This window comes from Listeria ivanovii subsp. londoniensis (assembly GCF_000763495.1).
In the GTDB taxonomy this organism is placed as follows: domain Bacteria; phylum Bacillota; class Bacilli; order Lactobacillales; family Listeriaceae; genus Listeria; species Listeria londoniensis.
Window position 1 is genome coordinate 1,602,682 of sequence record NZ_CP009576.1, and the last position, 24,071, is coordinate 1,626,752.

The 24,071-nt window shown below is 36.8% G+C and carries 17 protein-coding genes; 5 read left to right on the forward strand and 12 right to left on the reverse strand.

Features of this window, described 5'->3' with window-relative positions; genetic code table 11:
- Positions 1–80 precede the first annotated feature (80 nt).
- Entirely contained in the window at positions 81–6,155 is a 6,075-nt protein-coding gene (locus tag JL53_RS07885) for a LapB repeat-containing protein (protein ID WP_038407286.1), read from the reverse strand.
- A 213-nt stretch (positions 6,156–6,368) separates the two neighbouring features.
- Entirely contained in the window at positions 6,369–7,844 is a 1,476-nt protein-coding gene (locus tag JL53_RS07890; protein ID WP_038407287.1) for a MucBP domain-containing protein, read from the reverse strand.
- 214 nt (positions 7,845–8,058) lie between these two features.
- Here JL53_RS07890 and JL53_RS15860 point away from each other — a divergent pair, with 214 nt between their 5' ends.
- Positions 8,059–8,613: a helix-turn-helix domain-containing protein gene (locus JL53_RS15860; RefSeq protein ID WP_038407288.1), complete on the forward strand. Its 555-nt coding sequence runs from the start codon at positions 8,059–8,061 to the stop codon at positions 8,611–8,613.
- The gene (locus JL53_RS15350; RefSeq protein ID WP_232002132.1) at positions 8,496–9,452 is read left to right on the forward strand and encodes an IS3 family transposase; all 957 of its coding nucleotides are present in this window, start codon (positions 8,496–8,498) and stop codon (positions 9,450–9,452) included. Before JL53_RS15860 ends, JL53_RS15350 begins: the two co-directional genes overlap by 118 nt.
- 87 nt (positions 9,453–9,539) lie before the next feature.
- On the opposite strand, the gene JL53_RS07905 is transcribed toward JL53_RS15350, so the two are convergent.
- Positions 9,540–10,709, reverse strand: a complete 1,170-nt coding sequence (locus JL53_RS07905; RefSeq protein ID WP_038407289.1) for a thiolase family protein — start codon at positions 10,707–10,709, stop codon at positions 9,540–9,542.
- Between the two features lie 154 nt (positions 10,710–10,863).
- Here JL53_RS07905 and JL53_RS07910 point away from each other — a divergent pair, with 154 nt between their 5' ends.
- Positions 10,864–12,030: a hydroxymethylglutaryl-CoA synthase gene (locus JL53_RS07910; protein ID WP_038407290.1), complete on the forward strand. Its 1,167-nt coding sequence runs from the start codon at positions 10,864–10,866 to the stop codon at positions 12,028–12,030.
- Between the two features lie 21 nt (positions 12,031–12,051).
- On the opposite strand, the gene JL53_RS07915 is transcribed toward JL53_RS07910, so the two are convergent.
- From JL53_RS07915 to murB, 5 genes are all read right to left on the reverse strand, one after another.
- The gene (locus JL53_RS07915; RefSeq protein WP_003719712.1) at positions 12,052–12,651 is read right to left on the reverse strand and encodes a VanZ family protein; all 600 of its coding nucleotides are present in this window, start codon (positions 12,649–12,651) and stop codon (positions 12,052–12,054) included.
- A 69-nt stretch (positions 12,652–12,720) separates the two neighbouring features.
- Positions 12,721–13,965 carry an MFS transporter gene (locus JL53_RS07920; protein WP_003719713.1) on the reverse strand — a complete coding sequence of 415 codons (1,245 nt, stop codon included), beginning with the start codon at positions 13,963–13,965 and terminating at the stop codon, positions 12,721–12,723.
- A 19-nt stretch (positions 13,966–13,984) separates the two neighbouring features.
- On the reverse strand, positions 13,985–15,253 hold the full coding sequence (locus JL53_RS07925) for an alkaline phosphatase family protein (protein ID WP_038408216.1): 1,269 nt from the start codon (positions 15,251–15,253) through the stop codon (positions 13,985–13,987).
- Positions 15,254–15,314: 61 nt separating this feature from the next.
- Positions 15,315–16,352, reverse strand: coding sequence for an AI-2E family transporter (locus JL53_RS07930; RefSeq protein WP_038407291.1), 1,038 nt, complete (start codon positions 16,350–16,352; stop codon positions 15,315–15,317).
- Between the two features lie 31 nt (positions 16,353–16,383).
- Positions 16,384–17,280: a UDP-N-acetylmuramate dehydrogenase gene (murB, locus tag JL53_RS07935; protein WP_003719716.1), complete on the reverse strand. Its 897-nt coding sequence runs from the start codon at positions 17,278–17,280 to the stop codon at positions 16,384–16,386.
- Between the two features lie 215 nt (positions 17,281–17,495).
- On the opposite strand from murB, the gene JL53_RS07940 reads away from it, so the two are divergent.
- Positions 17,496–18,482: an ABC transporter ATP-binding protein gene (locus tag JL53_RS07940; RefSeq protein WP_003719717.1), complete on the forward strand. Its 987-nt coding sequence runs from the start codon at positions 17,496–17,498 to the stop codon at positions 18,480–18,482.
- Positions 18,479–19,993 (forward strand): ABC transporter permease/substrate-binding protein, encoded by a 1,515-nt coding sequence (locus JL53_RS07945; protein WP_003719718.1) that lies wholly within the window; start codon positions 18,479–18,481, stop codon positions 19,991–19,993. Before JL53_RS07940 ends, JL53_RS07945 begins: the two co-directional genes overlap by 4 nt.
- 40 nt (positions 19,994–20,033) lie before the next feature.
- On the opposite strand, the gene JL53_RS07950 is transcribed toward JL53_RS07945, so the two are convergent.
- The 4 genes from JL53_RS07950 to JL53_RS07965 all read right to left on the reverse strand — a co-directional run bounded on the left by JL53_RS07950 (position 20,034) and on the right by JL53_RS07965 (position 24,070).
- On the reverse strand, positions 20,034–20,864 hold the full coding sequence (locus JL53_RS07950) for a hypothetical protein (protein WP_003719719.1): 831 nt from the start codon (positions 20,862–20,864) through the stop codon (positions 20,034–20,036).
- A gap of 137 nt (positions 20,865–21,001) precedes the next feature.
- Positions 21,002–22,348 (reverse strand): Nramp family divalent metal transporter, encoded by a 1,347-nt coding sequence (locus tag JL53_RS07955; RefSeq protein ID WP_038407292.1) that lies wholly within the window; start codon positions 22,346–22,348, stop codon positions 21,002–21,004.
- 109 nt (positions 22,349–22,457) lie between these two features.
- Positions 22,458–23,129 (reverse strand): ABC transporter permease, encoded by a 672-nt coding sequence (locus JL53_RS07960; RefSeq protein ID WP_003719721.1) that lies wholly within the window; start codon positions 23,127–23,129, stop codon positions 22,458–22,460.
- Positions 23,130–23,143: 14 nt separating this feature from the next.
- Positions 23,144–24,070, reverse strand: coding sequence for an osmoprotectant ABC transporter substrate-binding protein (locus tag JL53_RS07965; protein WP_003719722.1), 927 nt, complete (start codon positions 24,068–24,070; stop codon positions 23,144–23,146).
- Between the last annotated feature and the right edge of the window lies 1 nt (position 24,071).

Genomic DNA, 24,071 nt, shown 5'->3' on the forward strand with positions numbered 1-24,071 from the left:
TTTATTTTGAAACGAAAAACAGAGATGCTAATTGACTAGTAAAAATCAATTAGTATCTCTGACTCTATTTTCTGCTTATTTTATTTTGCTTTTTTTCTGCGGAATAACCAAATTCCGATTAGAAGAAGGATGATTCCAGTAAGGAGTAACATTGTGTTCCATCTGTCCCCTGTTTCTGGTATGTTTTTCTTGTTTTTGGAAGAGTCATTGTTATTTTGATGATTGCTGCTTCCTGAAGAGATGACAACGGCTGATTTGTCTCCTTGAATCGTTACTTGAATCGTTTTCTTGGTAACATTATCAGATGAATCAGTCGCAGTAACCGTCACTTTATAGGTGCCTGATTGGTTCCAGTTGACTGATTTGTTAATATCCGTTGTAATAGTCACATCTCCATTATTGTCTGTTGCACTTGCGCCAATATCTTGCAGGAATTGGATCTCGGATACCGTTTTGCCTTTTGGATAACTGATTTTATCTTTGGTAACCATTAATTCCGGTAAACTAGTATCGACTACTTGGACTGTCGTAGTTAATCGGTTTGCAGCATTACCAGCTTGGTCAGTCACCATGAAGTAAACGTGATAGGTACCGAGTTTCGCTAAATTGACTTCCTTTGCATCCACTTGAACTTCCTTTGTAACCTTCCCATCGACAATGTCGCTTGCTTCGATACCAAAGAAAGTCAGCCAGTTTGGTGCTTTCGTGTTTATTTCTAGTTGTTTGGTTGTTTTAGTTGCGGTGAAGCTTGGTGCAGTTGTGTCAACAATGGTTAAAGTAGCGGTTGTTTCTGCGGTATTTCCTACAGTATCTTTTGTGCTGACTTTTATTGTGTACGTCCCCGGCACATTTCCTTGGATGGGTTGATCTGGGGTATAGGAAATTTTTAAAGCTTCTCCAGTCATATAATCGGTTGCTTGGATACCGAAAACAGTGGACAATGCTGGCATTTGGTTGGTTGCCTCCATCGTTTGATCAGTCACATTTTCTAAAGTAGGAGGCACTTTATTTTCGATTTGCACGTACACGATGACCGGATTGACTTTATTCCCGTAAGAGTCTTTTGCATTTAAAGTCACTTCATAACTGCCGACTTTATGTTGGTTTACTTTTTGAGAAAAATTGCTGGTCACTGGTACGTCTTCCTCTAGTTCATCCGTCACAGTCGCGTGAATATCACTTAAGAATTTCGCTTCGCTGACATTCGTTTTTCCTTGATACGTAATTTCTTTATTGGTGGAAATGACAGGTTTGTCTTTTTCTACCTGCACTTGGACTTTTTTCGTGGACTCGTTCCCTGCAGTATCGATTGCACTTATGGTGACTTCGTACTTCCCTGGTTTTGCGAAATGGACTTGGGTAGCGAAATCAGTGCTGACGGTTAAATCTTTTGTGTCATCATTGTTGTCGGTCACTTTTACATGTGCATCTTGAAGGAAATCTGCCTCCGTTTTGCTCGCATTGATATGATAAGTCACATCGTCTGCGGTTATAACAGGTGCTTCTGTATCTTGCACGATAATGGAAATTGTTTGTGGAATTGCTTCGTTTCCGCTCGAATCTTCCAAGTTGACCTGTACTTGATACGAACCTTTTTTCACGGTAGAAATAGCGTCAAATACCGTATTAAAGTCACTAGTGAAAATCATGGGCCTTTTGTTTGGTTGTGGTGCTTGCCCTGGTGCCAAATCATAGTTGTCTCCACCAATCAGACCTGCTGCTTTGAATAGGTCTTGTTCGGTCAAATCACGCATGTCTTCCACCGTATAAGTGAGCGTGTTGTTCGTTACTAAAATAGTCGGCGCAATGGTATCCACTACTTGGACTTGGACCGTTTGCGTGGACTCATTTCCAGACGCATCCGTAGCCTGGATAGTGACTGGATAAGTGCCGAGTTCATTCCAAACGACTTGGCGGTAATCAATGGTCGGTGTAATCGCTCCATCATGTGCATCATTAGCCGTTGTAGTTAAAGGCTTCACCCAATTTATATCGGCTTCCGTGCTGTTCACTTCGATGGAAGCATCTGGATTGATAGCCAACACTGGTGCCGTGTTATCCATATCAAATGTTTTTTGCGCAGTTGCCGTATTCCCTGCTTCATCTGTAGCTGTGTTTGTAGCAGTATAGGTACCTTCATCATTTGGAATACGAATTATCTTTCCAGACCCTTCATAAACGAGTACTCCTTGCTCATCTTCTACCGTCCATTTGTTGGTTACTTCCGTCGCAGTATCTTTCGAATCAATCGTAATGGCTTTGGGTGAAACGGTGCGATCTAATTCAATGGTCGTTGTTGGTAACCCATCATCAGTAATATAAATTTCTGAAGTGTTACCGACACCAGGTGTTAAATTGTTTAATGCATACACTCCGGTCGTACGGTTAAATGCTGTATTCTGTGGTGCATAGACCATTTTAGTTCCTGATGGCGCGGTCACTTGTAAGGTATAATTGACCGGACTTTGAATAACGACATCACGAAAGGCAAATTCTCCTTTACTATTTGTGGTCACAGTGGGTTTCACTTCTTTACCGTCCTCATCTAGCAGTGATACTTGGTAGCCTTCTCCATAGGGTGTGATTTTCCGTTCGCCGGCTTTGTTCATAAAGATAACCGCTCCTTGGACAGGCGTGGACATATATATAGGTAGCTGAATGCCTGTGATAACTTTTTGGTTTCCACTTGCTAAGTCATCAATAGTAAATTCCGTCGAGTCATTTTTGGTTAGCCAGCCAAGACTCGCATCTTTCGTGTCTACCACCACTTTGTTATTTCCTGTAGTAACAAAGTCGGCATTTTTATTTGGTAAATGAGCGGCAATTTTGTAAGTGCCATTGCTTAAGCCAGCAAAGTTAAACAACCCATTTTTTTGATTAGCAGAGTCAGGAGAAGTATAAATCGTGTCTATTTTCTTCCATTCTCCGTTTTCTTCTTTATATAAATCTAACTGAACTGAGTTTAGCCCATTCTCTCCACTATCCTGTATACCATTTTTATTCAAGTCAATAAAGGAATCCCCTGCGAGACTTAAATCGGTAGCTGGTGTAGTACTTTTCACACCGCCGCGTGGTGGTTCAGAAGCTAGCTTACTCGTACCAGATGCGGTTTCTTTATCCACTCGGTAAGCGATAGAGTTATAAGCAATTTCACCGTTCCGTGGCGCATCAGTTGGAACAACTCCTTCAAAATGAAGGTCAATTTGGTCGCCTACTTTGAATTCGGTATTCGGTAATTTGATTCGGAAGCTTTTAACATCCGCCATGTTGGTTGGTGCGGTCATTTGCCACGCTGCACCAGGAACATCTTCTCCATCTGCATTAAATCGTTCTGGTGTGGTGCTAGTAGAATACTCAACGGTCGCAGTATCACTTTTCTTCCCATTAACGAGCACTTCGATTTCGCTTGTTGGGATGACGGAGAACTGCGAACCTCGATCTCCGGTGCCAAGAACATATTGGTCGCCTACATAGGGTAAGATGTCAATAATTTCTAAGTTGTTCATACTTTTGGTTCCGTTATTTTTAAAATTTAAATTGTAGTCAACTTTTTTGCCAGGAATTGTTGTTGCGGTGGTGGTGCTAACATCAACGAGTTCTTTATTCTCGCTTCCTTTGATTTTCATTTTGGTCGTTAAGCTGTTGGAAATACCTACGTTTGCGATCATTGTGGTGGATAAATACTTACTGGTAGTCACTCCAGGTAGTTTAGCTTGGAGTTCACTGGATAAGGTTTTAGCGCTGAGCCCATTGTTACCTGCACCATTTACGGTCCAGCTAGTATCCGTCATCGAGCCCATTCCAAATTCTACTTTATTTTCACCACTGTTCACTTTATTTAGCTTAAAGTTTAAATCTATTGCCAACATTTCACATTGATTCAAACCCGGTGACAAACTGGTGTTAGGCGCCTCCCAGTAAAGCAACGTAGAACCATCTGTTAGAGTTTCTTCACCACTAACATCTGCGGAAGCTTTTGGATAAAGTGTATCTATTCCATTACTTGGTGCGTATGTGTAGTTTAAGATACTAGCATAAGGCTGTTGAATATAATTTCTTAATAAAGTTACATCCATTCCTTTTGGAACAATAACAAAAATATAGGGATTTTCTAATTTATTGGCATAACTCGCCAGACGAACAGATTGGGCAATACTATCCCCATTAAAGAAAATCGAGCTATCAAAATTTTGACCATAATAACTTACACTTGATGGATAAAATACAGCACCATTGATTTTAGCTGGACTAGTGGTTTGCTCCACAACCTGAATCGTTTTCTTTAAGGCATTAGTAGTTGCATCCACTGTTTTACTTGTTTTATCAAAATCGGTATAGGTTATTGATTCTGGTTGTAATACGAATGAGTCACCAGCTTTTATGCCAGTATTTTGAAAACGAAATGTGCCTGGACTATAAGGAGGTAAGTCACTTGTGCTTACAATACCATCTTTATAGGTAATTCGGTACTTTTCGATTCGTTGCGAAGATTGGTCCACTTTTGTCAAATCCCACCCACTTCGAGTATTGGCAGCCATCGCTTTCCATACACCATTTTGATAATACTCTAATTTTTTTATTGAGTTAAGAGAATTATTGTTTGGGATAAAAGAGAGTGGCTTGAGTCCTTCGGGAACCGGTGCAGTAATTTGTAAGTCATTTACTCCGGACATAGAAGAAGCTACTCTGGGCGTGAATCCCCATTCGATAATATCATTTTCAGACATATTGGTTTTGGAAACTTGACTATCGACAGTTACAGTGGATTTTGGAGCAAGTGCAGTAGAGCTCACTTTTAAGGTTGTAACTAAAACATCTTCATCATAGACATTTATAGTTCCTGTATAAACTGTACCTGCTACGGCATTTGCAGGCATGTTAGAAGATACTGCTAGTTGTACTTGGTTATACATATTAGCATTAATTGGACCAAACTCTACTACTTGTTTTTCGGATGTATTGCTAATTTGAGTAGGTGCTCCATTAATCGCACTAAGGGAAGACCAATATTCACCGGGTTTAATGATATTTAAATTAGACATACTAAAGTTAACAATACCTGCACCATTTTCTTTAAGATATTCTAATTTTAAATTTTTAAAGCTCTTATTCCCGCTACTCTTTTTAGTAATTACGGGCCAAGTAATATTATACCCCTTTGGCATAAGCGAAAAAGATATGTTTCTATTTGGATAAAAATCCCAACTACCATCCCCAGCAGTGATGGGTTCATATTCTTTATTCGTATCACTTCCAGCAAACGTGACGCTTACTGTCTTATCGACAGGTACATAGGTATCCCCATTATTGTTTGAAGCAGAAAGAGTCGCTTTTAAGTCTTTTGTCTTTCCAGGTGATGCATCATAGCTAGCTCGAACGACAACCGGAATATCAAACGGTGCTCCACTTGGAATATTATCAACTAGATTAATAGTTAACTTATCTGTAGAAGAGCTATACGTTGCAGATTTTACATTCGGATTAGCCGCTATATTTTTTGGGTAGTTCACCGGTTCTAGCCCGGAGCCAGTGAAATCAATTACAAGTTTCCCATCTTTTAATGTCGCTGAACCATCAAGAAAATTAATCGAGTAACTGACAGTCATTTGTTCCGTGTAATTGCTTAAGGTGGTTTTACTTGCTTCGGCTTGAAGTGAAAGTTTATCAGTAATAGACGAATCAACTATCGGCTCATTTCTCAATAGATTGTTCCCTAATTTATTATTATCTTTAGGAAGCTCGTTTTCTGATTTTTGGATAACTAAATTTAAACTAGCAGCGATATTTGTGCCTGCTTTTAGTTCTAATTTATAGTTACCTGCTTTAGAAGCAATCAATAATAGAGATATTTTGTCTCCTGTTCCTGTAATTGTTACCTCATTCTTGGTTTTACCATAATCGATATTTTCAGTGATTTTTTTTGTATCGAGTTGCAGTTGTTCCGGCAGAACTAATGTGTAGACTTGACCTTTTACAGTGTTTTGGATGATTACTTCATTGTTATTTAGACCTGTATTTTCAGAAGACACTTGCATCTCTACGCTATCTTGTTGAGTCTTAGTCTCGGTTGCACTGGCTATAATGAATGTGGGGGCGACCGTTGCTTGTACTAAAATAGCACCTGCTAAGACGCCTGAGAAAATTTTTCTAATCATTTGTTCGCTCCTTTTAGGCTTATATTATTGCATCTAGTTCTATAATATCCTGCTCGCCCCCTTATATTTTTGGCTATATTCATAAAAAAACAAGCCATTTCCCCTTTTTATGAAGAATTAGTGAATAATATGAGAAAATTCACTTTATTATTTTGCTAATTTGCATAAAAATAAGCCCTAATCGTGTTTACGACTAGGACTTACATGAAAAATTTATTTAATTTTTTTTCGGGCAGTAATCATGTAACCCGCACCTATTATTAATGCGATTCCAATAATTAAAGGAGTATTACTACTTGTATCCCCTGTTTTTGGAAGCGAATTTGGCATTTTTGTTAGACTTTGACTTGTAGCAAGATTCGCTTTTTCCGTGCTCTTGCTCGCAATTTCAGTTAATTTTAAAGGTTCCCTTGGAATTATTTTTGCATTATCTTTGTTCTTAGTATACACATACAATACATCTTGTGCGCTAGTGGTAAATGTTCCAATTTTATTGGTAGGTTGTTTAGTTAATGTGTAACCAACAAAAGAGTTTGCTTCTGTTTCAAAAATTTCTCCAACATTTCCTTTTAAAATAATCGAATCAGAAAGGACATTTCCATTTGTATCTTCATAGGATACCGTTACATCTTCTGCAACAATTGGTTTCGTTTTCTCATAAATATAGTGAACGGATTGTGCTTCCGTCGTAAATGTTCCGGTGCTATTAGCGGGTTTCTTTGTTAGTGTATAGCCAACAAAAGATTTTGCTTCTGTTTCATATGATGTACCTAAATTACCAGTTAAAATGATTGGTCCCATTAAAGTCTTACCATCAGTAGCCTGATAAGTTACTGTTATATCTTGAGCAATAGCTGGTGGAGTAACTTTTTTATATTTGTAAATGACTGTTTGTGCGTCTGCAGAAAAGATTCCAGATTGGTTGGATGGCGTTTCAGCAAGTTCGTATCCATCAATCGTTTTAGCAGCTGCTTGATAAGAAGCTCCGATGTCTCCAGTGAGGGTTTCTGATTGGGCAATTGCTTGATTGGTTGCTTCATCAATATACTGAACAGTAACATTTTTACCTATAGATGGAGCTATTTCGTACACATAATTCACTTCTGTTACTTCCGTATTCGTTGTAAATGTCCCAGTTGCGTTATTGGGAGTTATTTTTAGCTGATAGCCATCAATTGCTTTTGGTGTGGTGGTATAACTTTCACCGATTTTACCTATTAGTGTATCAGAATTAGTTAATGGTTGACTAGCTTCATCTAGATAATTAACTTGAATCTCAGCTTTTTCAATAGGTGTAAATGGTCCCGCCATTTTGTAAGATTCTTGTCCAGGGTAAGCAACTGGATCTAATACGTTTCCTGTAATAGCAAAATAATTTAATGTGTCTCCTGCTTCAAGCGTTTTTGGTAACTTAAGACGGAAGTAAGTGTCGTTTTCAACCGTATAATCAAACACGTTGTATTGTTTATTGTTTAAAAAGACAAATGCTCCATTACCAGGATAATGCATGGGAACTTCTTGTTGTAATGTTCCGGTTATATAGTCATCGCCAATATAAAGTTGATCAACTTGTGGTGCAGGGATATTCAACATTAATGGATCCGCTTTGGCAGTATAAGGGGCTAAAGTCATACTCACGATGGAAAATAATAAAAGAAATGATATATATAGTTTTCTTCGCTGTCTCATTAAAGACCTCCTGTTTCTCTGAATATACTATATTCTAGCACTAAAAAGATTCAGTATTGAGGCTAATAGACACTTTTCATAATATTGACACATAAATATTCACACTTTAGACACAAATGAACAGTGGGAATAAAAAAACTAATGCAAGGAATTCTTGACTGTAGTGCGCCCCCAAAGTTAGACCAAAAAATCTAACTTTGGAGGCGTATTTTAATTGGCTAAATATGATGATGGATTCAAGAGAAAAGTAGTGGAAGCTTACCAAAACAGCGAAGGTGGTTATGGCACACTCGCTCAGCGCTTTGGTATATCACATTTTTCTCTGGTTAGAAAATGGGTGAAGATTGTAGAGAAACGGGGGTTTGAAGCATTACAAAGGCGAAGAACGAAACAACATTACACTTCCCAATTCAAGCAAAATGTCCTACACTATTACTTAAATAGCGGTGACTCTTACCTGGATGTTGCCTTGCAGTATGGTTTGCCTTCAGGGGATTTACTTCAAAGTTGGCATCAAAAATTTCTGCGAGAAGGCATCGAAGGTCTTTCACCAAAACAGAAAGGACGACCTTCGATGTCCAAGAAAAAGAAACAAATTCAGCCCAAGAAACCCATGACACGGGAACTAGCATTAGAACGAGAAAACGAATTATTACGTGCAGAACTTGCTTTTATAAAAAAGCTCCGCGCTTTAGGAATGGATGTCCCAGAACGACTCAAGAACGAGATGCCCGAATCATCCACGAACTCCGAAGTGAGTTCCGATTAACGATTCTTCTACAAGCCACAAAATTTCCTAAAGCGACCTACATGTATTGGCAAAAACGATTAGAACAGAAAAATCCAAATGCATCATTAGAGAAAAAGATTCAAGAAATTTTTGATGAGCATCACGGAAACTATGGCTATCGCCGGATTCAACTAGCGTTGAAGGCACAAGGAATAAAGGTCAATCAGAAAAAAGTTCGACGAATTATGGGTAAACTTGGGCTAAAAGGATCCAAGTTTATTCGGAAATCTCGCAGATATAATTCTTACAAAGGAACTATTGGACGAGTGGCAAAAAACCGTATTCGTCGACGTTTTTATACATCCATTCCTCATCAAAAAGTGACCACGGATACATCGGAATTCAAATATTACGAGCGTGATAAAAACAAGCAGCTAGTTATCAAAAAATTGTATTTAGATCCTTTCCTTGATATGTTTAACGGAGAAATTTTATCGTATCGAATTTCTGAGCGTCCCAACGCTAAAGCCATTATGGATGCCCAAAAAGAAGCGATGGACCGTACCGATGATTGCCCCTATCGTCGTACGTTCCACTCTGACCAAGGATGGGCTTACCAAATGAAAGCATACAAAAAGCAGTTAACCAAGCAAAACATCTTTCAAAGTATGTCACGAAAAGGGAATTGTTTTGACAATTCTCCGATGGAGAATTTCTTTGGACTGTTAAAGCAAGAAATGTATTACGGGGTAATTTATGCCAGCTTTAAACAGTTGAAGCAAGCAATAGAAGATTGGATACATTACTACAATCATCATCGAATTAAAACGAAACTTGGTTGTAGTCCTATTCAGTACCGCGAACAGATGACCGCATAAAAAATACCAACCAGATTTCTCTGGTCGGCATTTGGTCTAACTTTTGGGTCTCACTACAGACATTAGCTTCGCAATGTATTTTTTATTTTATGCTTTTTCAACCACTATCGCAATTCCTATTCCACCACCGATACACAAAGAGGCTAGACCAGTTTGTTTGTTTTCATGTTTTAATTCATTTAATAATGAAACGACAATGCGTGCTCCAGAAGCGCCAATTGGGTGCCCTAATGCAATAGCACCGCCATAAATATTTAATTTATTTTCTGGAATTTCAAGGTCTCTAGCAACAGCAACCGATTGAGAAGCAAATGCCTCATTAAGATGGAATAAATCTATGTCATTAATCGAGTAACCGCCTTTGGTTAAAGCTTCATTAACAGCGTAGTATGGCGCATATCCCATAATTGCAGGATCAACACCGACTTCTGATGTAACCTTAATTGTTGCTAAATAAGGAATATTTTCTGCTATAGCTTTTTCTTTAGACATTAAAATAATGGCAGAAGCACCATCGTTAATACCAGATGCGTTCCCTGCTGTTACCGTTCCCCCTTCTTTGAAAGCGCTTTTTAGTGTAGCAAGCTTTTCTAAAGTCGAATTAGCGCGAATGGTTTCATCTTTTTGGAAAAAAGCTCCATCTGTAAGTTGCACTGGAATAATTTCATCTTCAAAAAGATTTTTTTCTTGTGCTTTCGCTGCTTTCATTTGCGAATTATGTGCGAAGGCATCTTGTTCTTCACGCGACACAACAAATTTTTCTGCAACGTTTTCAGCGGTAATTCCCATATGGTATTCGCCAAATACATCGGTTAAACCATCGATTAACATACTATTCTTTAGGTTTTTTGGATTAAACGCTTCATCTTTTAATTCAGGATTAAGTAATAATGGTGCTTGGGACATATTTTCAGTCCCTCCTACTACAACAATATCTGCTTCTCCTAGTTGGATTGCTTGTCTACCGAACATAATGGACTTTAAACCAGATCCACAAACTTCATTAATGGTTACACCAGGAACTTGATAAGGAATTCCTGCATTAATAGCGATTTGTCGAGCTACATTCTGGCCAAGACCAGCTTGTAGCACATTACCAAAAATAACTTGATCTACTTTTTCAGGCGCAATATTAGTTCTTTCTAAAAGTCCTTTTACAACAGTTGTTCCTAATTCTACTGCACTTACATCTTTCAAACTTCCACCAAATTTTCCAATTGGTGTTCGAGCGGCATCTATTATAACTACTTCGTTCATAGCAAACTCCTTTAAATGTAATAATGTATTAATTATTATATCATGAAACTTATTAAAAACTCACTAGATTAAGACCGATGTATTGTATTTTCCTTCTTTTTCTACTAAAATTAAAGTAATCACAAATAAAATATAAAGGACTTGAGACGAATATATGAAAATTGGAATTGATAAAATAGGTTTTTATACTCCTGCGTTTTATGTTGATATGGTAGAACTTGCTGAAGCTAGAAATATTGATCCTAATAAATTTACGATTGGAATAGGTCAAGATAAAATGGCTTTTGCTCCTATCACCCAAGATTCAGTTACAATGGGTGCAAATGCAGCGAGACAAATTTTAGATGATGATGATTTGAAAACGATTGACTTAGTGATTTTAGCAACAGAATCGGGAATTGATGAGTCAAAAGCAGGTGCTGTTTATATTCATCGCTTACTTGGAATTCAACCCTTTTCACGTGCAATTGAAATAAAAGAAGCTTGCTACGGGGCAACTGCTGGGATTCATCTAGCCAAAGATTATGTAGCAAAACATCCTGAGAGCAAAGTACTCGTCATCGGCTCTGATATCGCTCGTTATGGTCTAGCTACTGCCGGTGAAGCAACACAAGGGGCTGGAGCAGTTGCAATGCTTATTTCAGCTAATCCACGCTGCATTACTCTTCAAGATGACAATGTATTTTATACGGAAGATATCATGGATTTCTGGCGTCCTGTTTATTCGGAATATGCCTGTGTGGAAGGTAAATATTCGACAGAACAATATATTCACTTCTTTGAGACAATTTGGAGTAGATATACCGAGAAATTCAATCAAAAATTAGAAGACTTTGCAGCTATTTGTTTCCATTTACCATATACAAAAATGGGCAAAAAAGCACTCGACTTAATTATTGAAACGGCACCAGCAGAAGTGCAAGAAAAATTACTGGAAAATTATCGACTAAGTACGCTTTATAGCAGAAATATCGGTAATATTTATACTGGATCTTTATACTTAAGTTTTATCTCGTTATTAGACCACCAAGATAATTTACAAGAAAATGATAAAATTGGCTTCTTCAGTTATGGTTCAGGTGCTGTTGGTGAATTTTTTCACGGGAGTTTACAACCAGGCTTTAAAAAACAAATCCAAAGAAATCAACATGCAGAATTACTAAAAAATCGCACCAAATTATCTGTAACAGATTATGAAACTAAATTTAAACAACAATTACCAAAAGATGGCTCTACGCTCGAAATCAATCCAACAAGTGACCCAGCCGAAATAATCTTAACTGGGATTCAAGGCCATAAGCGGCAATACATTAGAAAATAATAGAAATACCGACTAGGCAATTTAGCTAGTCGGTTTTATTTTGAGTATTTTTGTTTTTCCTAGTTGCAAAAAACGGATAAGGACATATCCAAGCAGGATACCTGAAACATTCAAGAAAACGTCTCCGGTATCAAAGAAGCCAACATGCATAATATACTGAGCCCCTTCTACTGCAAAAATCATCATCAGTGCGTAAATTATTGCTTTAATAAATCCAACTTTCTTTAATAAAAACCCGATTGGTATGAAAGCAAGAACATTTCCTAACGTAATAACACGTAAGTTCCCTGCTAAGAAAGTATCAATAAAACCAAAAGTATCGCTGGAAAATCCTTGTGTGTTAGATGCTTTACCAAATAATAAACAAAGTAATATCCCAAAATACATCATATAGCAAAGGATAAATAACGTTTTATTAATTTTCCAATTAACTAATTGAATAGTAACGAAATAAAGTAATAAAGCCGTAATACCAACTGTAATGTAGCCCATATGACTAACAGAGGCCATTACATGCTTTAAATAAAAGTAAAGCCATCCCTGGAACCAGGAAAAATACATTGCCACTGCCGTAAAAATAGAAATTATCGGTAGAATTAAAATGATAAAATATCTTTTCATCCTGGAATCCTCCTTTTCAAAGGTTACATCCAGAATAACATTGGAAGATAAGGACTTTCTTAAAAGGATTTAAAGATTTTCTAAGTTTTTCTCTTTGACAAACAAAAACATCACACCACCAACTAAAAAAAGAACAATTAAACTAGCCACACCGTACTGGGTTTTTCCAGTGACTTGCGTAATAACACCCATTAAAGCTGGTCCGATAATCGCTGAAAATTTTCCAAAGATATTATAAAAACCATAAAATTCGTTGGACCGTTTTTTAGGGATAATTTTACCAAAAAATGATCTGCTTAGTGCTTGAATTCCGCCTTGAGATGTTCCGACTAGCATGGCTAAAATCCAAAAATCTAATGCTGTTTTCATAAATACAGCATAAATACAAATAACGATATACACAAAAATTGCGGTGAAAATAAGTGGCTTTGCACTAAAACGTTTAGCCAGATAACCATATAACAGCGTAAAAGGAAATGCTACTAGTTGCGTCATCAATAGAATCAAAATTAAAGTCGTTTGCGAAATTCCTAAGTCAATCCCATAAGAAGTCGCCATTCGAAAAATTGTATCAACACCATCAATATAAAAGAAATAAGCAATTAAAAAGAGGACGATATTCTTATGCTCACTAATATGACTAATCGTGTGGAAAAGTCGTTTAAAACTTGTCTTAACAGGATTTTTAACTGCTGGAATATAATGGACTTGCTGCACGTTCTTCCACATTGGAATCGTGAAAAATAACCACCAAAGTGCAGTCATCACAAAGCCGATATTTACCAGAGCCACATCGCTAATCGGTAAAATCCCTGTTGCTTGGAAAATGATAAAAATAATAAAAGGAATACAACTACCCAGATAACCAAATGCATAACCGGCTGAAGATACTTTATCCATTCGTTCATTTGTTGTTACGTCAATTAAAAAAGCATCGTAAAAAATATTTGCGCCAGAAAAACCTATTAGTGATAATATATAAAAACCAAGTAATAATAACCATGCATCAGTAGGAATAAAAATTAACAAGAAGGTAAAAGCTATACCGATACCTGTAAAAACTCCAAAAAAGCGTTTCTTAAAGAATTGGTAATCTGCAATTGTTCCGAGTATCGGTGCCAATAAGGAAATAAGTAAAGTACCAATCGAATTCGCGTAACCCCAGTAAGCGGTGGATGTAGTATCAGCAATCCCAGCATTTGCTGCAACGCCTTTAAAATAAATCGGTAAAATAGCAGTTGTAATCATAATTGAATAAGCGGAATTTGCCCAATCTTGAAAAATCCAGCTTTTTTCTTCCTTTGTATATGCCACCTGTATTTCTCTCCTTTTCTTATTCAAATATGTCGCTTAAAGTTGAGCCGGCTGTATTTGGAAACTGTAAGCCAAGAATTTTAGCAAAAGTTGGCCCAGCGTCAATTAATCTTGCATTAGCTATTTTCGCACCTGCTTTGATGCCTGGACCATTAAAAACGAAAGTCGTTTGGTAATTCTCTTTTTCAGGAGAATAACCGTGGACAGCACTGTAATAGCCAGGTTTTCCGAGCATATCTTTCGTGACAACTTCCTTTGCTGGGCCATATATATCATCCATAAAATAGTATCCCAGTTTCCCTTCTACCATTAATGCTGCATTGTGATCGGCTCCGCGACGAGAAATCTCTTCGTTCGTTATAATCGCTTCAATTCCTTTCATCTTTTGAAGCAACTTCATAATTGCAGGAATTAGTTTTTCATCTTTCGTATAAATATAGCAGGAACCATCACAGCTTTTTGCATATACTTGCCAATCAGTAATTCTACTATCAACCACTTGAAGCCAACCTTCTTCGGCAAAAAGGACATTTAAACGTATTGCGTGTGTTACATCTAACTGATAATGATCCCCAAGTACCGCGAAAACTGTATTTTCATAAATACCTGCTTCTTTTGTAGCTTGAATTATTTGTCCGAGTCGATTGTCATGCCGTTTCAAAGCTGCTTTTGCTTCTAAAGAATGAACTCCGTGCGCATGCCGCATGCTATCCATGTCCACTAAATGAGTTAAAAGTAAATCTGGCTTTTTCGTTTTTATCGTGTCTACCACACTAGCTGTTAAAAATGTATCAAGTGCAGGTTGATTAATTCCTTTTCTAAGATGACCAAACTTCCGGTTCATATCAATTAGAAAAAGCGGAGAACTACCATTTAATGAAACCATCATCTGTGTTAACCAAAAGCGATTGGGGAAAATTTCGGCGATATTATAATCAATTCCACTTTTTGCAGCCACTGGCCATAAAAATGCAGCCGTTGTCATCCCTTTTTCGCTCGCTAAATCGTATAACGTAGGAACTTGAATCGCTTTTTTGTACCAATACCAGTCTGGTGAATCTTTTTGCGGTTGGATTTTTGTGTTATTAACGATACCATGAGTATTTGGATAGTGCCCAGTAACAATAGTTGTGTGGGCCGGATATGTAAGGGATGGATATATTGTTTCGATTTCTTCAATATGTGTTCCGCTATGAATTAACTCATGTAATACTGGTAATTCGCTAGTATCTTTTAAATCAAGTGCCCCTAAAGCATCTAATGAAATAACAAAAAGATGTTTTTTCACCATTTTTCTCCCCTTTCAAAAAAACAGGGATTTTCCAACAATGTGGAAGAACCCCCGCGCATTAAGTATGACTGGTGGTGTCTTTTGGCTGTTCTATTTCTTCTTGCCCTGTCACTCCAAGAACATCTAAGAAGAACATGACGACTGGTATACCAACGATTAATCCCCAAATCCCAAAGAAATGCTCCCCAAAAATCAGGATAATAAAAGTGTAAAATACAGGTAAATTAGTTTTTGCTGACATTAATTTCGGATTTAGTACGTAAGATTCTAACGCATGGATGACAATAACGACTATTAAAATGTAGAAAATATATTCTACGCCACCGATAGAATAACCAATAATGGTTAGTGGTACGAGCGAAATGATAACTCCGGCAACAGGAATTAAACCTAACAAGAATACCATAATTGATAAAGTCATTAATTGCGGGAAGCCTAGAATCCATAGTGCAATAGTTGTCAAGACCGCATTAACGAGTGCAATGATAAACTGTGCTTCAATAACTTTCCCAAATGTCCCAACAAATTTTGCTCCAAAAAACTTCACTTCATCATAAATAAAGCCGATTTTACTTGTAGAGAACTGATTGGTGAAAGAGATTAAGTGATCTTTTCCTAAAGAGAAAAATAAACTTAACATTAAAGCGATGAAAACATTCATAAGCACGGTTCCAACATTCGTTAAATAAGTCAAAATCATTGAAACGCCTTGCTCTGTATATTTCATAATATCAAATTGATTGGCTAAACGAACGATATAGTTTATAAAATCATTGTTACTATCTGTTGTAAAGAAACTGTTGCCGAATTTGACTAATTGGTTGACTTGATCCCCTAAAACAGGAATATATTTAACAAATACCAACACAATCACTGCTGCTATGAAAACATATAGCAACAAAACAATAATTTGTCGATAAATGGAAATCCTCCGTAGAATAAAGTTTTCTAAACGAGTAATTAAATAAGAAAATATAAATGTTAATAAAATAATATTCATTTGACTCCGGAGTAAATATAAAATAAAGGTGATTAACAAAAATACTCCAACACGTTTAACACTCTTATTTTGTAAAAATAAACTAAGCTCTTTCAAAAATGTATTACCTCCTAATTTAAATGGCTGGTTACTTGTCTTCACCAATAATTTTTACTTCTGTTTCAAGTTCGACATCGAATTTTTCGCGAACGGTTTTTTGAACATAAGCTATCAGGTTCATATAGTCAGTGGCTGTTGCACCTCCGATATTAACAATAAAACCAGCATGTTTTAGAGAAACTTGTGCTCCGCCAATAATATGCCCTTGCAAGCCACTATCTTGAATTAATTTCCCAGCAAAATGACCTGGTGGACGTTTAAAGACGCTACCACAAGAAGGATACTCTAGTGGTTGTTTAGCTTCTCTTGCAGCTGTGAGTTCATCCATTTTAGTTTGAATGTTATTTTTATCATCTAACTTCAGCGAAAAAGTTGCATCTAAAACGATATAATTTTTCTCAGCAATCGTACTAAAACGGTAGGCTGCTTTTAATTCAGAACGTTTCAGCTTCTTTAGTTCGCCAGATTGAGTTAGTACGGTAGCGGCTTCTAAACAATCACTTATTTCTCCGCCATACGCGCCAGCATTCATATGTAATGCTCCACCAATCGAACCAGGGATTCCACAAGCAAATTCGAGCCCGCTTAAACTTTCCTCTAAGGCAAATTTTGCCGTATCAATCAACTTGGCTCCACTCATCGCGGTGACTTGCGTATTTTTTCTCTCCATTGATTGAAGTAAATCTAAATGTACGATAACACCACGAATACCGCCATCTTTTATAATTAAATTCGAACCGTTTCCAAGGATTGTTAGCGGGATATTTTTCAAGTGACAATATGAGACAATTTCTTGCGTTTCTTGGGTTGTCTTAGGCATCACAAATATATCCGCATTTCCACCTGTTTTTGTGTAGGTATATTTAGATAAAGGTTCATTTAATTTTATGGAAATATGTGGAAATTTTGTTTGGATATTGTTCATTATTTATTTCAAACCTTTCATGGATGTAGTTTTAAAAATCACTGCTTCTATTTTATCATGGAACATCCTTTTTACAAAGAATTCCAGAGTTTTTTTATCAGATTAGGAATAATTAATGATAATTTAGGGTAATTGGAGGGTATGTTCTTGTACTTTAAAAGCAAAAACGTTATAATGTAGAACATATATTCGACTAACAAAGAAAGGGTGAAAAAATGATTCGTTTTGACAGTGTATCAAAAAATTATAATAACGATAAAACTGCTGTGAAGAATGTGACACTTGACATAAAAGATGGCGAATTCTTCGTTTTCATCGGACCAAGTGGTTGCGGGAAAACAACAACACTCAAAATGATTAACCGATTGATTCCTCTAACGACAGGAACAATCTATATCAATGAAAAAAGAATTAGCGATTACGATATTCATGAACTTCGCTGGGACATCGGTTATGTTTTGCAACAAATTGCCCTGTTTCCTCATATGACCATTGAGGAAAATATTGCAATTGTGCCAGAACTGAAGAAATGGGACAAAGAAAAAATTCATGACCGGATTACCGAGTTACTAGATAGTGTTGGACTTGATCCGGAAAGCTATCGCCATCGCAAACCAGCTGAACTATCTGGCGGAGAGCAACAACGTGTTGGAGTAGTTCGCGCGCTCGCAGCTGACCCTGGAATTATTTTAATGGATGAGCCTTTCAGCGCACTGGACCCTATTTCAAGGCAACGACTACAACAAGATATTTCGGCGCTCCAAAAGAAAATAAAAAAAACGATTGTCTTTGTAACCCATGATATGCAAGAAGCACTTGCCCTTGGTGACCGAATTTGTGTGATGCAAGAAGGTGAAATTGTTCAAGTCGCCACACCACAAGAAATTATTAAAAACCCAGAGAATGATTTTGTTAAAGATTTCTTAGCATCTGGTCATGCTTTTAATACACCTATATTAAAAGGTAGCTTTACAGTGAATGATTTAATAGAAGCAGATTTATTTTATGAGTATCAAACGAGCGACGGAACTCTTGGCATTTCTTTAAAAGAGCCAGTGGAGAATTTAGTACGTCGTGTGGCAGAGGAACCATCTATTCCTGTTCTAGATGAAGCTTCAGGCAATTTCGTCGGAACCATTACAAATAAGCATGTAATGCAATTCTTAGCGCGCCACCTAGAAAGTTCAGGTGAGCTAGTATGAATACATTATTAGATACTTTTGAGGTTCGTAAAGAGGAACTATTTACTGCCCTCGTTCAACATATTCAAATTTCGTTTGTTTCGCTTTTTATTGCTGTTTTAATTGCTTTACCACTTGGAATCTATTTAACTAGACATAGACGGCTTGCTGAGCCAATTATCCAAGTAGCAGCTATTTTTCAAACGATACCATCACTTGCCCTACTAGGTTTATTAATTCCACTAGTTGGTATTGGAATCGTTCCGGCAATTATTGCGCTTGTTATTTATGCTCTCCTTCCTATTTTGAGGAATACATATACTGGGATAAAAGAAGTTGACCCAGCCCTTGTTGAAGCTTCACGTGCAATGGGAATGAACAAATGGAAAAGATTATACAAAGTACAGCTACCTTTAGCTATGCCCGTGATAATGGCTGGTATTCGTACTGCAATGGTGCTCATTATTGGAACGGCTACGCTTGCGGCATTAATTGGTGCTGGTGGTTTAGGGGACTTAATTTTACTTGGAATTGATCGTAATGATAATAGTTTAATTCTATTAGGTGCTATTCCAGCGGCATTACTAGCAATTTTGTTTGATTTTTTATTGCGGTTTCTTGAAAAAGCTTCATTTAAAAGTACTATTATTACTATTTCTGCTGGGATTCTACTCACAGCGGCAATCGTTGTTGTTCCCTACCTTACTTCCGATAAAAAAGAGATTACCATTGCAGGTAAACTAGGAGCCGAACCAGAAATCTTAATTAATATGTATAAAATAGTTATTGAAGATGAAACGGACTTAAAAGTTAATGTTAAGCCAAATATGGGCAAAACGAGTTTCGTGTTTAATGCGCTAAAATCTGGAGATATCGATATTTACCCAGAATTCACAGGTACGGTTTTGGAAACTTTCTTAAAAGAAAATGCCCAAACTCACAATCCTGAGCAAGTGTATGAACAAGCTCGTGACGGACTAGCGAAAGATTTTGATATGGCTTATCTAAAACCGATGAAATATAATAATACTTATGCTTTAGCTGTTTCACCGGAATTTGCTAAGGAAAATAATTTAGAAAAAATATCTGATTTAGGTCCAGTAACAGATCAAGTGAAAGCTGGTTTCACTTTAGAATTTAAAGATCGCTCTGATGGGTATAAAGGAATCCAAGAAACATATGGACTTACTTTCCCTAATTTAAAAACGATGGAGCCAAAACTACGCTATAACGCCATTAAGTCTGGTGATATTAATTTACTTGATGCCTATTCAACAGACAGTGAACTAGCGCAGTATAAACTAAAAGTACTCGAGGATGATCAGCAACTCTTCCCTCCTTATCAAGGCGCCCCGTTGATGTTAAAAGAAACACTGGATAAACACCCAGAACTTAGAAAACCATTAAACAAACTTGCTGGCAAAATTACAGATGACGAAATGAGAAAAATGAATTATGAGGTCAATGTAAATGGCAAATCAGCTTATACTGTTGCTAAAAATTATTTGCAAGAGCAAGGTATAGTAAAATAAAAATAAGCTAAGCGAAGTTGATACTTTGCTTAGCTTATTTTTATTGTCTAATTAAATTTTTCACTTTATTAATGTTAGGTTTATAGAAACGACAATGTGTTTCAAATTCTTTGTTAAATTCACTAGCTAGCTGTGTTAAGGATTGTCCGTGATCAAGCATTAACCCTTCCTCTAACAACGGTCTAAGTGAAATAATTTGATCAAATACAAGACCAGCATTTGTATCGCTTAAAACTGAAATGATTTTGCCTAATGCTTTTTGTTTTTCTAATGGTAGTTCTTTTTGATGGAGATGGAACCATTTCGCTAATTGTTTCCGATTTTTTCGAGTTGCTTCTAAATAAATAGTCTGAGCATAAGCTGCTTTAGCAAACGAAATGGAAAGATTTTCAGCAGATTCCCAGTCTTCTTCCAAAATTTCGCCTTGCATTTTAATTTTTTCGTTAAGCAATGTAATATCTTCTTGGTAAATATCCATTTTTCGTTGTTGTTGTTTATATACTTCCATTGCTAAGTTGAGCTCATCGATTGCTGGTTGCATTTGTTCGCCAAAAATCGTATTATCGTTTAAAATTAATTGCGTTTGTTCAATTTTCTCAGCAATGATGCTATCGCGTTCTTTGATGACGTGTGCGCGTTTGCCCAAGTATTCAAAATAAAAATTATATTTTTGAATGCGATTAACTACGGCTTCTGCTTCATTCGTAGTTGCTGGTTCTTCTTTTGAATTTAAGACAGTCACACCAGCTACTTTACTTAATTTAGTATAAATAATCACCGTAAATATTTCTCCGTCCAAATCAATCGTGTAGGGTAGTCTATGTTGCTGTTCTAAAAGTCGTTTATGTTGTTTTAATAATTTATCCGTCATCTTTATTCAACACCTTTACTACTCCATTAGTATAATATAATTTAATTATATAGTATAAAGATGAAAATTTCGAGGGAAAGAAATGAGAAAATGTTTTTTAATAGTTTACATAATCATATTATCGTCTTCTTAACCAACTATAATGACGTCAAAGTATAAAATAATAAATAAATATTTAAGACAGCGATAAAAATCGCTACGGTCCACGAAATAATTTTTAACCACGGAGGATTAACAAAATCTCCCATTTTCTGTATATCACTCGTAAACATAACTAGTGGAATGACCGCAAAAGATAATTGCATTGAGAGAATAACTTGACTAAAAATCAAAAGTTCATTAATTCCGTTTGCTCCGTATAGTGCAGTGATAATAACAGCTGGAACGATTGCTAAGAATCGAGTTAACAAGCGTCGTACTACTGGTTTTAAACGGATATTTAAGAAACCTTCCATAACAATCTGGCCAGCTAATGTCCCCGTTAAGGTTGAGTTTTGACCAGAAGCTAGTAAAGCAACTGCAAAAACTGTGCTCGCAATGCTGCTTCCAAGTGTAGGATTTAATAACTTATATGCATCTTCAATTCCAGCTACATTATTTTGTCCGGTTGTATAAAATGCTGCTGCTGCTAAAATTAAAATGGAAGCATTAATTAATAAAGCAATGGTTAATGAAAAGGTAGAATCAATAAAAGAAAAACGAATGGCTTCCTTCTTTCCTTTTTTGGTTCTAGCATATTGCCTTGTTTGAACAATCGATGAGTGCAAATATAAATTATGTGGCATTACGGTTGCTCCAAGAATTCCAAGTGCGATATAAAGCATCGCAGGATTAGTTACAATTTCCGTTTGTGGAATAAATCCTTTGGCAATGGCTTGTACATCAGGATGCGACATCACCATTTCTGCTCCAAAACAAACAAGTATTGTAACCATTAGTGTAATAACGATAACTTCTATGTAACGGAAACCTTTGTGTTGCAAGAAGAGCACAAGAAATATATCAAGGGCGGTAATACAAACTCCCCAGATTAATGGAATTCCAAATAGCAGATTAAGGGCAATTGCACTCCCAATTACTTCTGCAATATCCGTTGCAATAATGGCTAATTCAGCTAAAATCCACAAGATAAATCCAAATGGTTTGGAAAAACTGTCACTAGAGGCTTGAGCCAAATCGCGACCAGTAACAATTCCTAATTTGGACGCGAGTGATTGTAATAAAACAGCTAAAATATTAGAAATTAAAATAACAGAAAGTAAAGTGTAACCAAATTCAGATCCTCCGGCGATAGAGGTTGCCCAGTTCCCTGGATCAACATAACCAACTGCGATAAGTGCTCCTGGTCCCATAAATGCCAGTAGTTTCCGGAAAAACTTCGCATCTTTTGGAACTGCTACGGAATTATTTACCTCGCTTAAACTGGGAGCATTCTGTGCTTTTCTCCAGCTTTCTTTTGTACGTTCTGTTTTCTTCTTTTTCATGCTCCCTGACCTTCTTTCGTTTATGGTAAAAAGTTTACTACGGGAAACATTGTTTGTCAAACGAAAAACACAACCTTTAGAAAATAATAGGTTGTGTTTATCTATCAGATTATAGCGCTTCGGTCAGGGTTTTTCTTTTATTTTTAACAGGGTTTAATCTACGTTCCACCCAGCCAAGTAATAAGTCAGCTAAAATGGCCATAACAGCGGTTGGGATTGCGCCAGCCAGGATAATTGCGGTTCCGTTAGTAGCGTTTGTTCCACGGACGATGATGTCACCGAGCCCTCCAGCTCCAACAAATGTCCCAATCGCTGCAACACCAATAGCAATAACTAAAGCATTCCGTATCCCTGCCATAATAACAGATAAAGCAAGTGGCATTTCGATCAAACGTAGAACTTGCCATTTCGTCATCCCCATTGCTTTGCCAGATTCAAGAAGTGCTCCATCAACGTTTCTAATGCCAGTATAGGTGTTTTTTAATATTGGCAGTAAAGAATAGAGGAATAAGGATAAAACGACTGTATTCGTCCCTAGGCCCATGACAAGCATTAATACGGCTAGCATTGCAAGTGCGGGAATTGTTTGGATAATATTAGCAGTTTGAATAACCCAACCAGCTAAACGTTTCTTCCTAGCAATATATACTCCGAGTGGTATCGCTACAATTGCTGCGAAAATAACTCCGTAAGCACTCATTAAGAAATGCCGCCAGAACTCTTCCATGACGTAACTTCCGTTTGTTTGATAATAGTCAATTAATTGTTTTAGTGTGTCCATCTTTTGGCACCTCCTTAGTTATTACCTTCAAAGTAATTATTTTTTTCTAGGAACTCTTTTGCTACAATAGATGGTTCTTTTAGTTCACCATCTGCTGCATAATTGAGTTTTTGCATTTGTTCTGTGGAAATTTTTCCTTTTAATTTGTTAATGGTTGTTTTTAATTCAGGGTGTTTCTTCAAAATTTCATCTGTTGCAAGAGCAGAGGCATCATATGGTGGAAAGAACTTTTTATCATCTTCTAGTAATTTTAGATTATAAGTTGGTATACGCCCATCAGTGGAGTATCCAAGCGCCACATCCATTTGTTTGTTTTTAAGCGCGGTGTAGATCAAGCCAATTTGCATAGGGAAAATCTTTTTGAATTGGATATCATAAGCTTCAGAAAAGGCTTTATAACCATCGCCTTCACGTTCCATCCAAGAATTATCTACCCCAGCTGTTAATTGATCTTCTACTTTCCGCATATCACTTACTTTGGACAAATTGTATTTTTTGGCTGTATCTTGACGTACCATGAAAACATACGTATTAGCAAAACCGTAAGAATCAAACCACGTCTGGTGGAAACGTTCTTCAAAGCCTTTTTGGACAGCAGCTAGAGCTTTATCTGGGTCTTTGATTGCATCTTCACCAAGTGGGCCAACTAAATCTGTACCAGTGTATCTAGTGGCTGTAATATCTACATCTCCATTGAGCATTGCTTGGTGTTGAACGATGGTTGAACCTAAGTTGTTAACTATTTCTACTTTTAGACCCGTATCATGTTCAATTAACTCTTTTAAAATGTTCGAAACAATTTGTGATTCAGTAGTGGCCATTGCACCAATTCGAATTGTATCTTTGGAACCTCCACCAAGTCCAGGTAAGGCACAGCTTGATAAGAAGAGTGAACTAGTTAGTAACAATACACTCATTAGAGCAATTAGTTTTTTCTTCATC

Coding starts and splice junctions, on each gene's coding strand:
- JL53_RS07965 (WP_003719722.1), bottom strand. CDS start 24,070: ATGAAGAAAAAACTAATTGCTCTAATGAGTGTATTGTTACTAACTAGT.
- JL53_RS07910 (WP_038407290.1), top strand. CDS start 10,864: ATGAAAATTGGAATTGATAAAATAGGTTTTTATACTCCTGCGTTTTAT.
- JL53_RS07950 (WP_003719719.1), bottom strand. CDS start 20,864: ATGACGGATAAATTATTAAAACAACATAAACGACTTTTAGAACAGCAA.
- JL53_RS07890 (WP_038407287.1), bottom strand. CDS start 7,844: ATGAGACAGCGAAGAAAACTATATATATCATTTCTTTTATTATTTTCC.
- JL53_RS07905 (WP_038407289.1), bottom strand. CDS start 10,709: ATGAACGAAGTAGTTATAATAGATGCCGCTCGAACACCAATTGGAAAA.
- JL53_RS07960 (WP_003719721.1), bottom strand. CDS start 23,129: ATGGACACACTAAAACAATTAATTGACTATTATCAAACAAACGGAAGT.
- JL53_RS07915 (WP_003719712.1), bottom strand. CDS start 12,651: ATGAAAAGATATTTTATCATTTTAATTCTACCGATAATTTCTATTTTT.
- JL53_RS07945 (WP_003719718.1), top strand. CDS start 18,479: ATGAATACATTATTAGATACTTTTGAGGTTCGTAAAGAGGAACTATTT.
- JL53_RS07955 (WP_038407292.1), bottom strand. CDS start 22,348: ATGAAAAAGAAGAAAACAGAACGTACAAAAGAAAGCTGGAGAAAAGCA.
- JL53_RS07885 (WP_038407286.1), bottom strand. CDS start 6,155: ATGATTAGAAAAATTTTCTCAGGCGTCTTAGCAGGTGCTATTTTAGTA.
- JL53_RS07940 (WP_003719717.1), top strand. CDS start 17,496: ATGATTCGTTTTGACAGTGTATCAAAAAATTATAATAACGATAAAACT.
- murB (WP_003719716.1), bottom strand. CDS start 17,280: ATGAACAATATCCAAACAAAATTTCCACATATTTCCATAAAATTAAAT.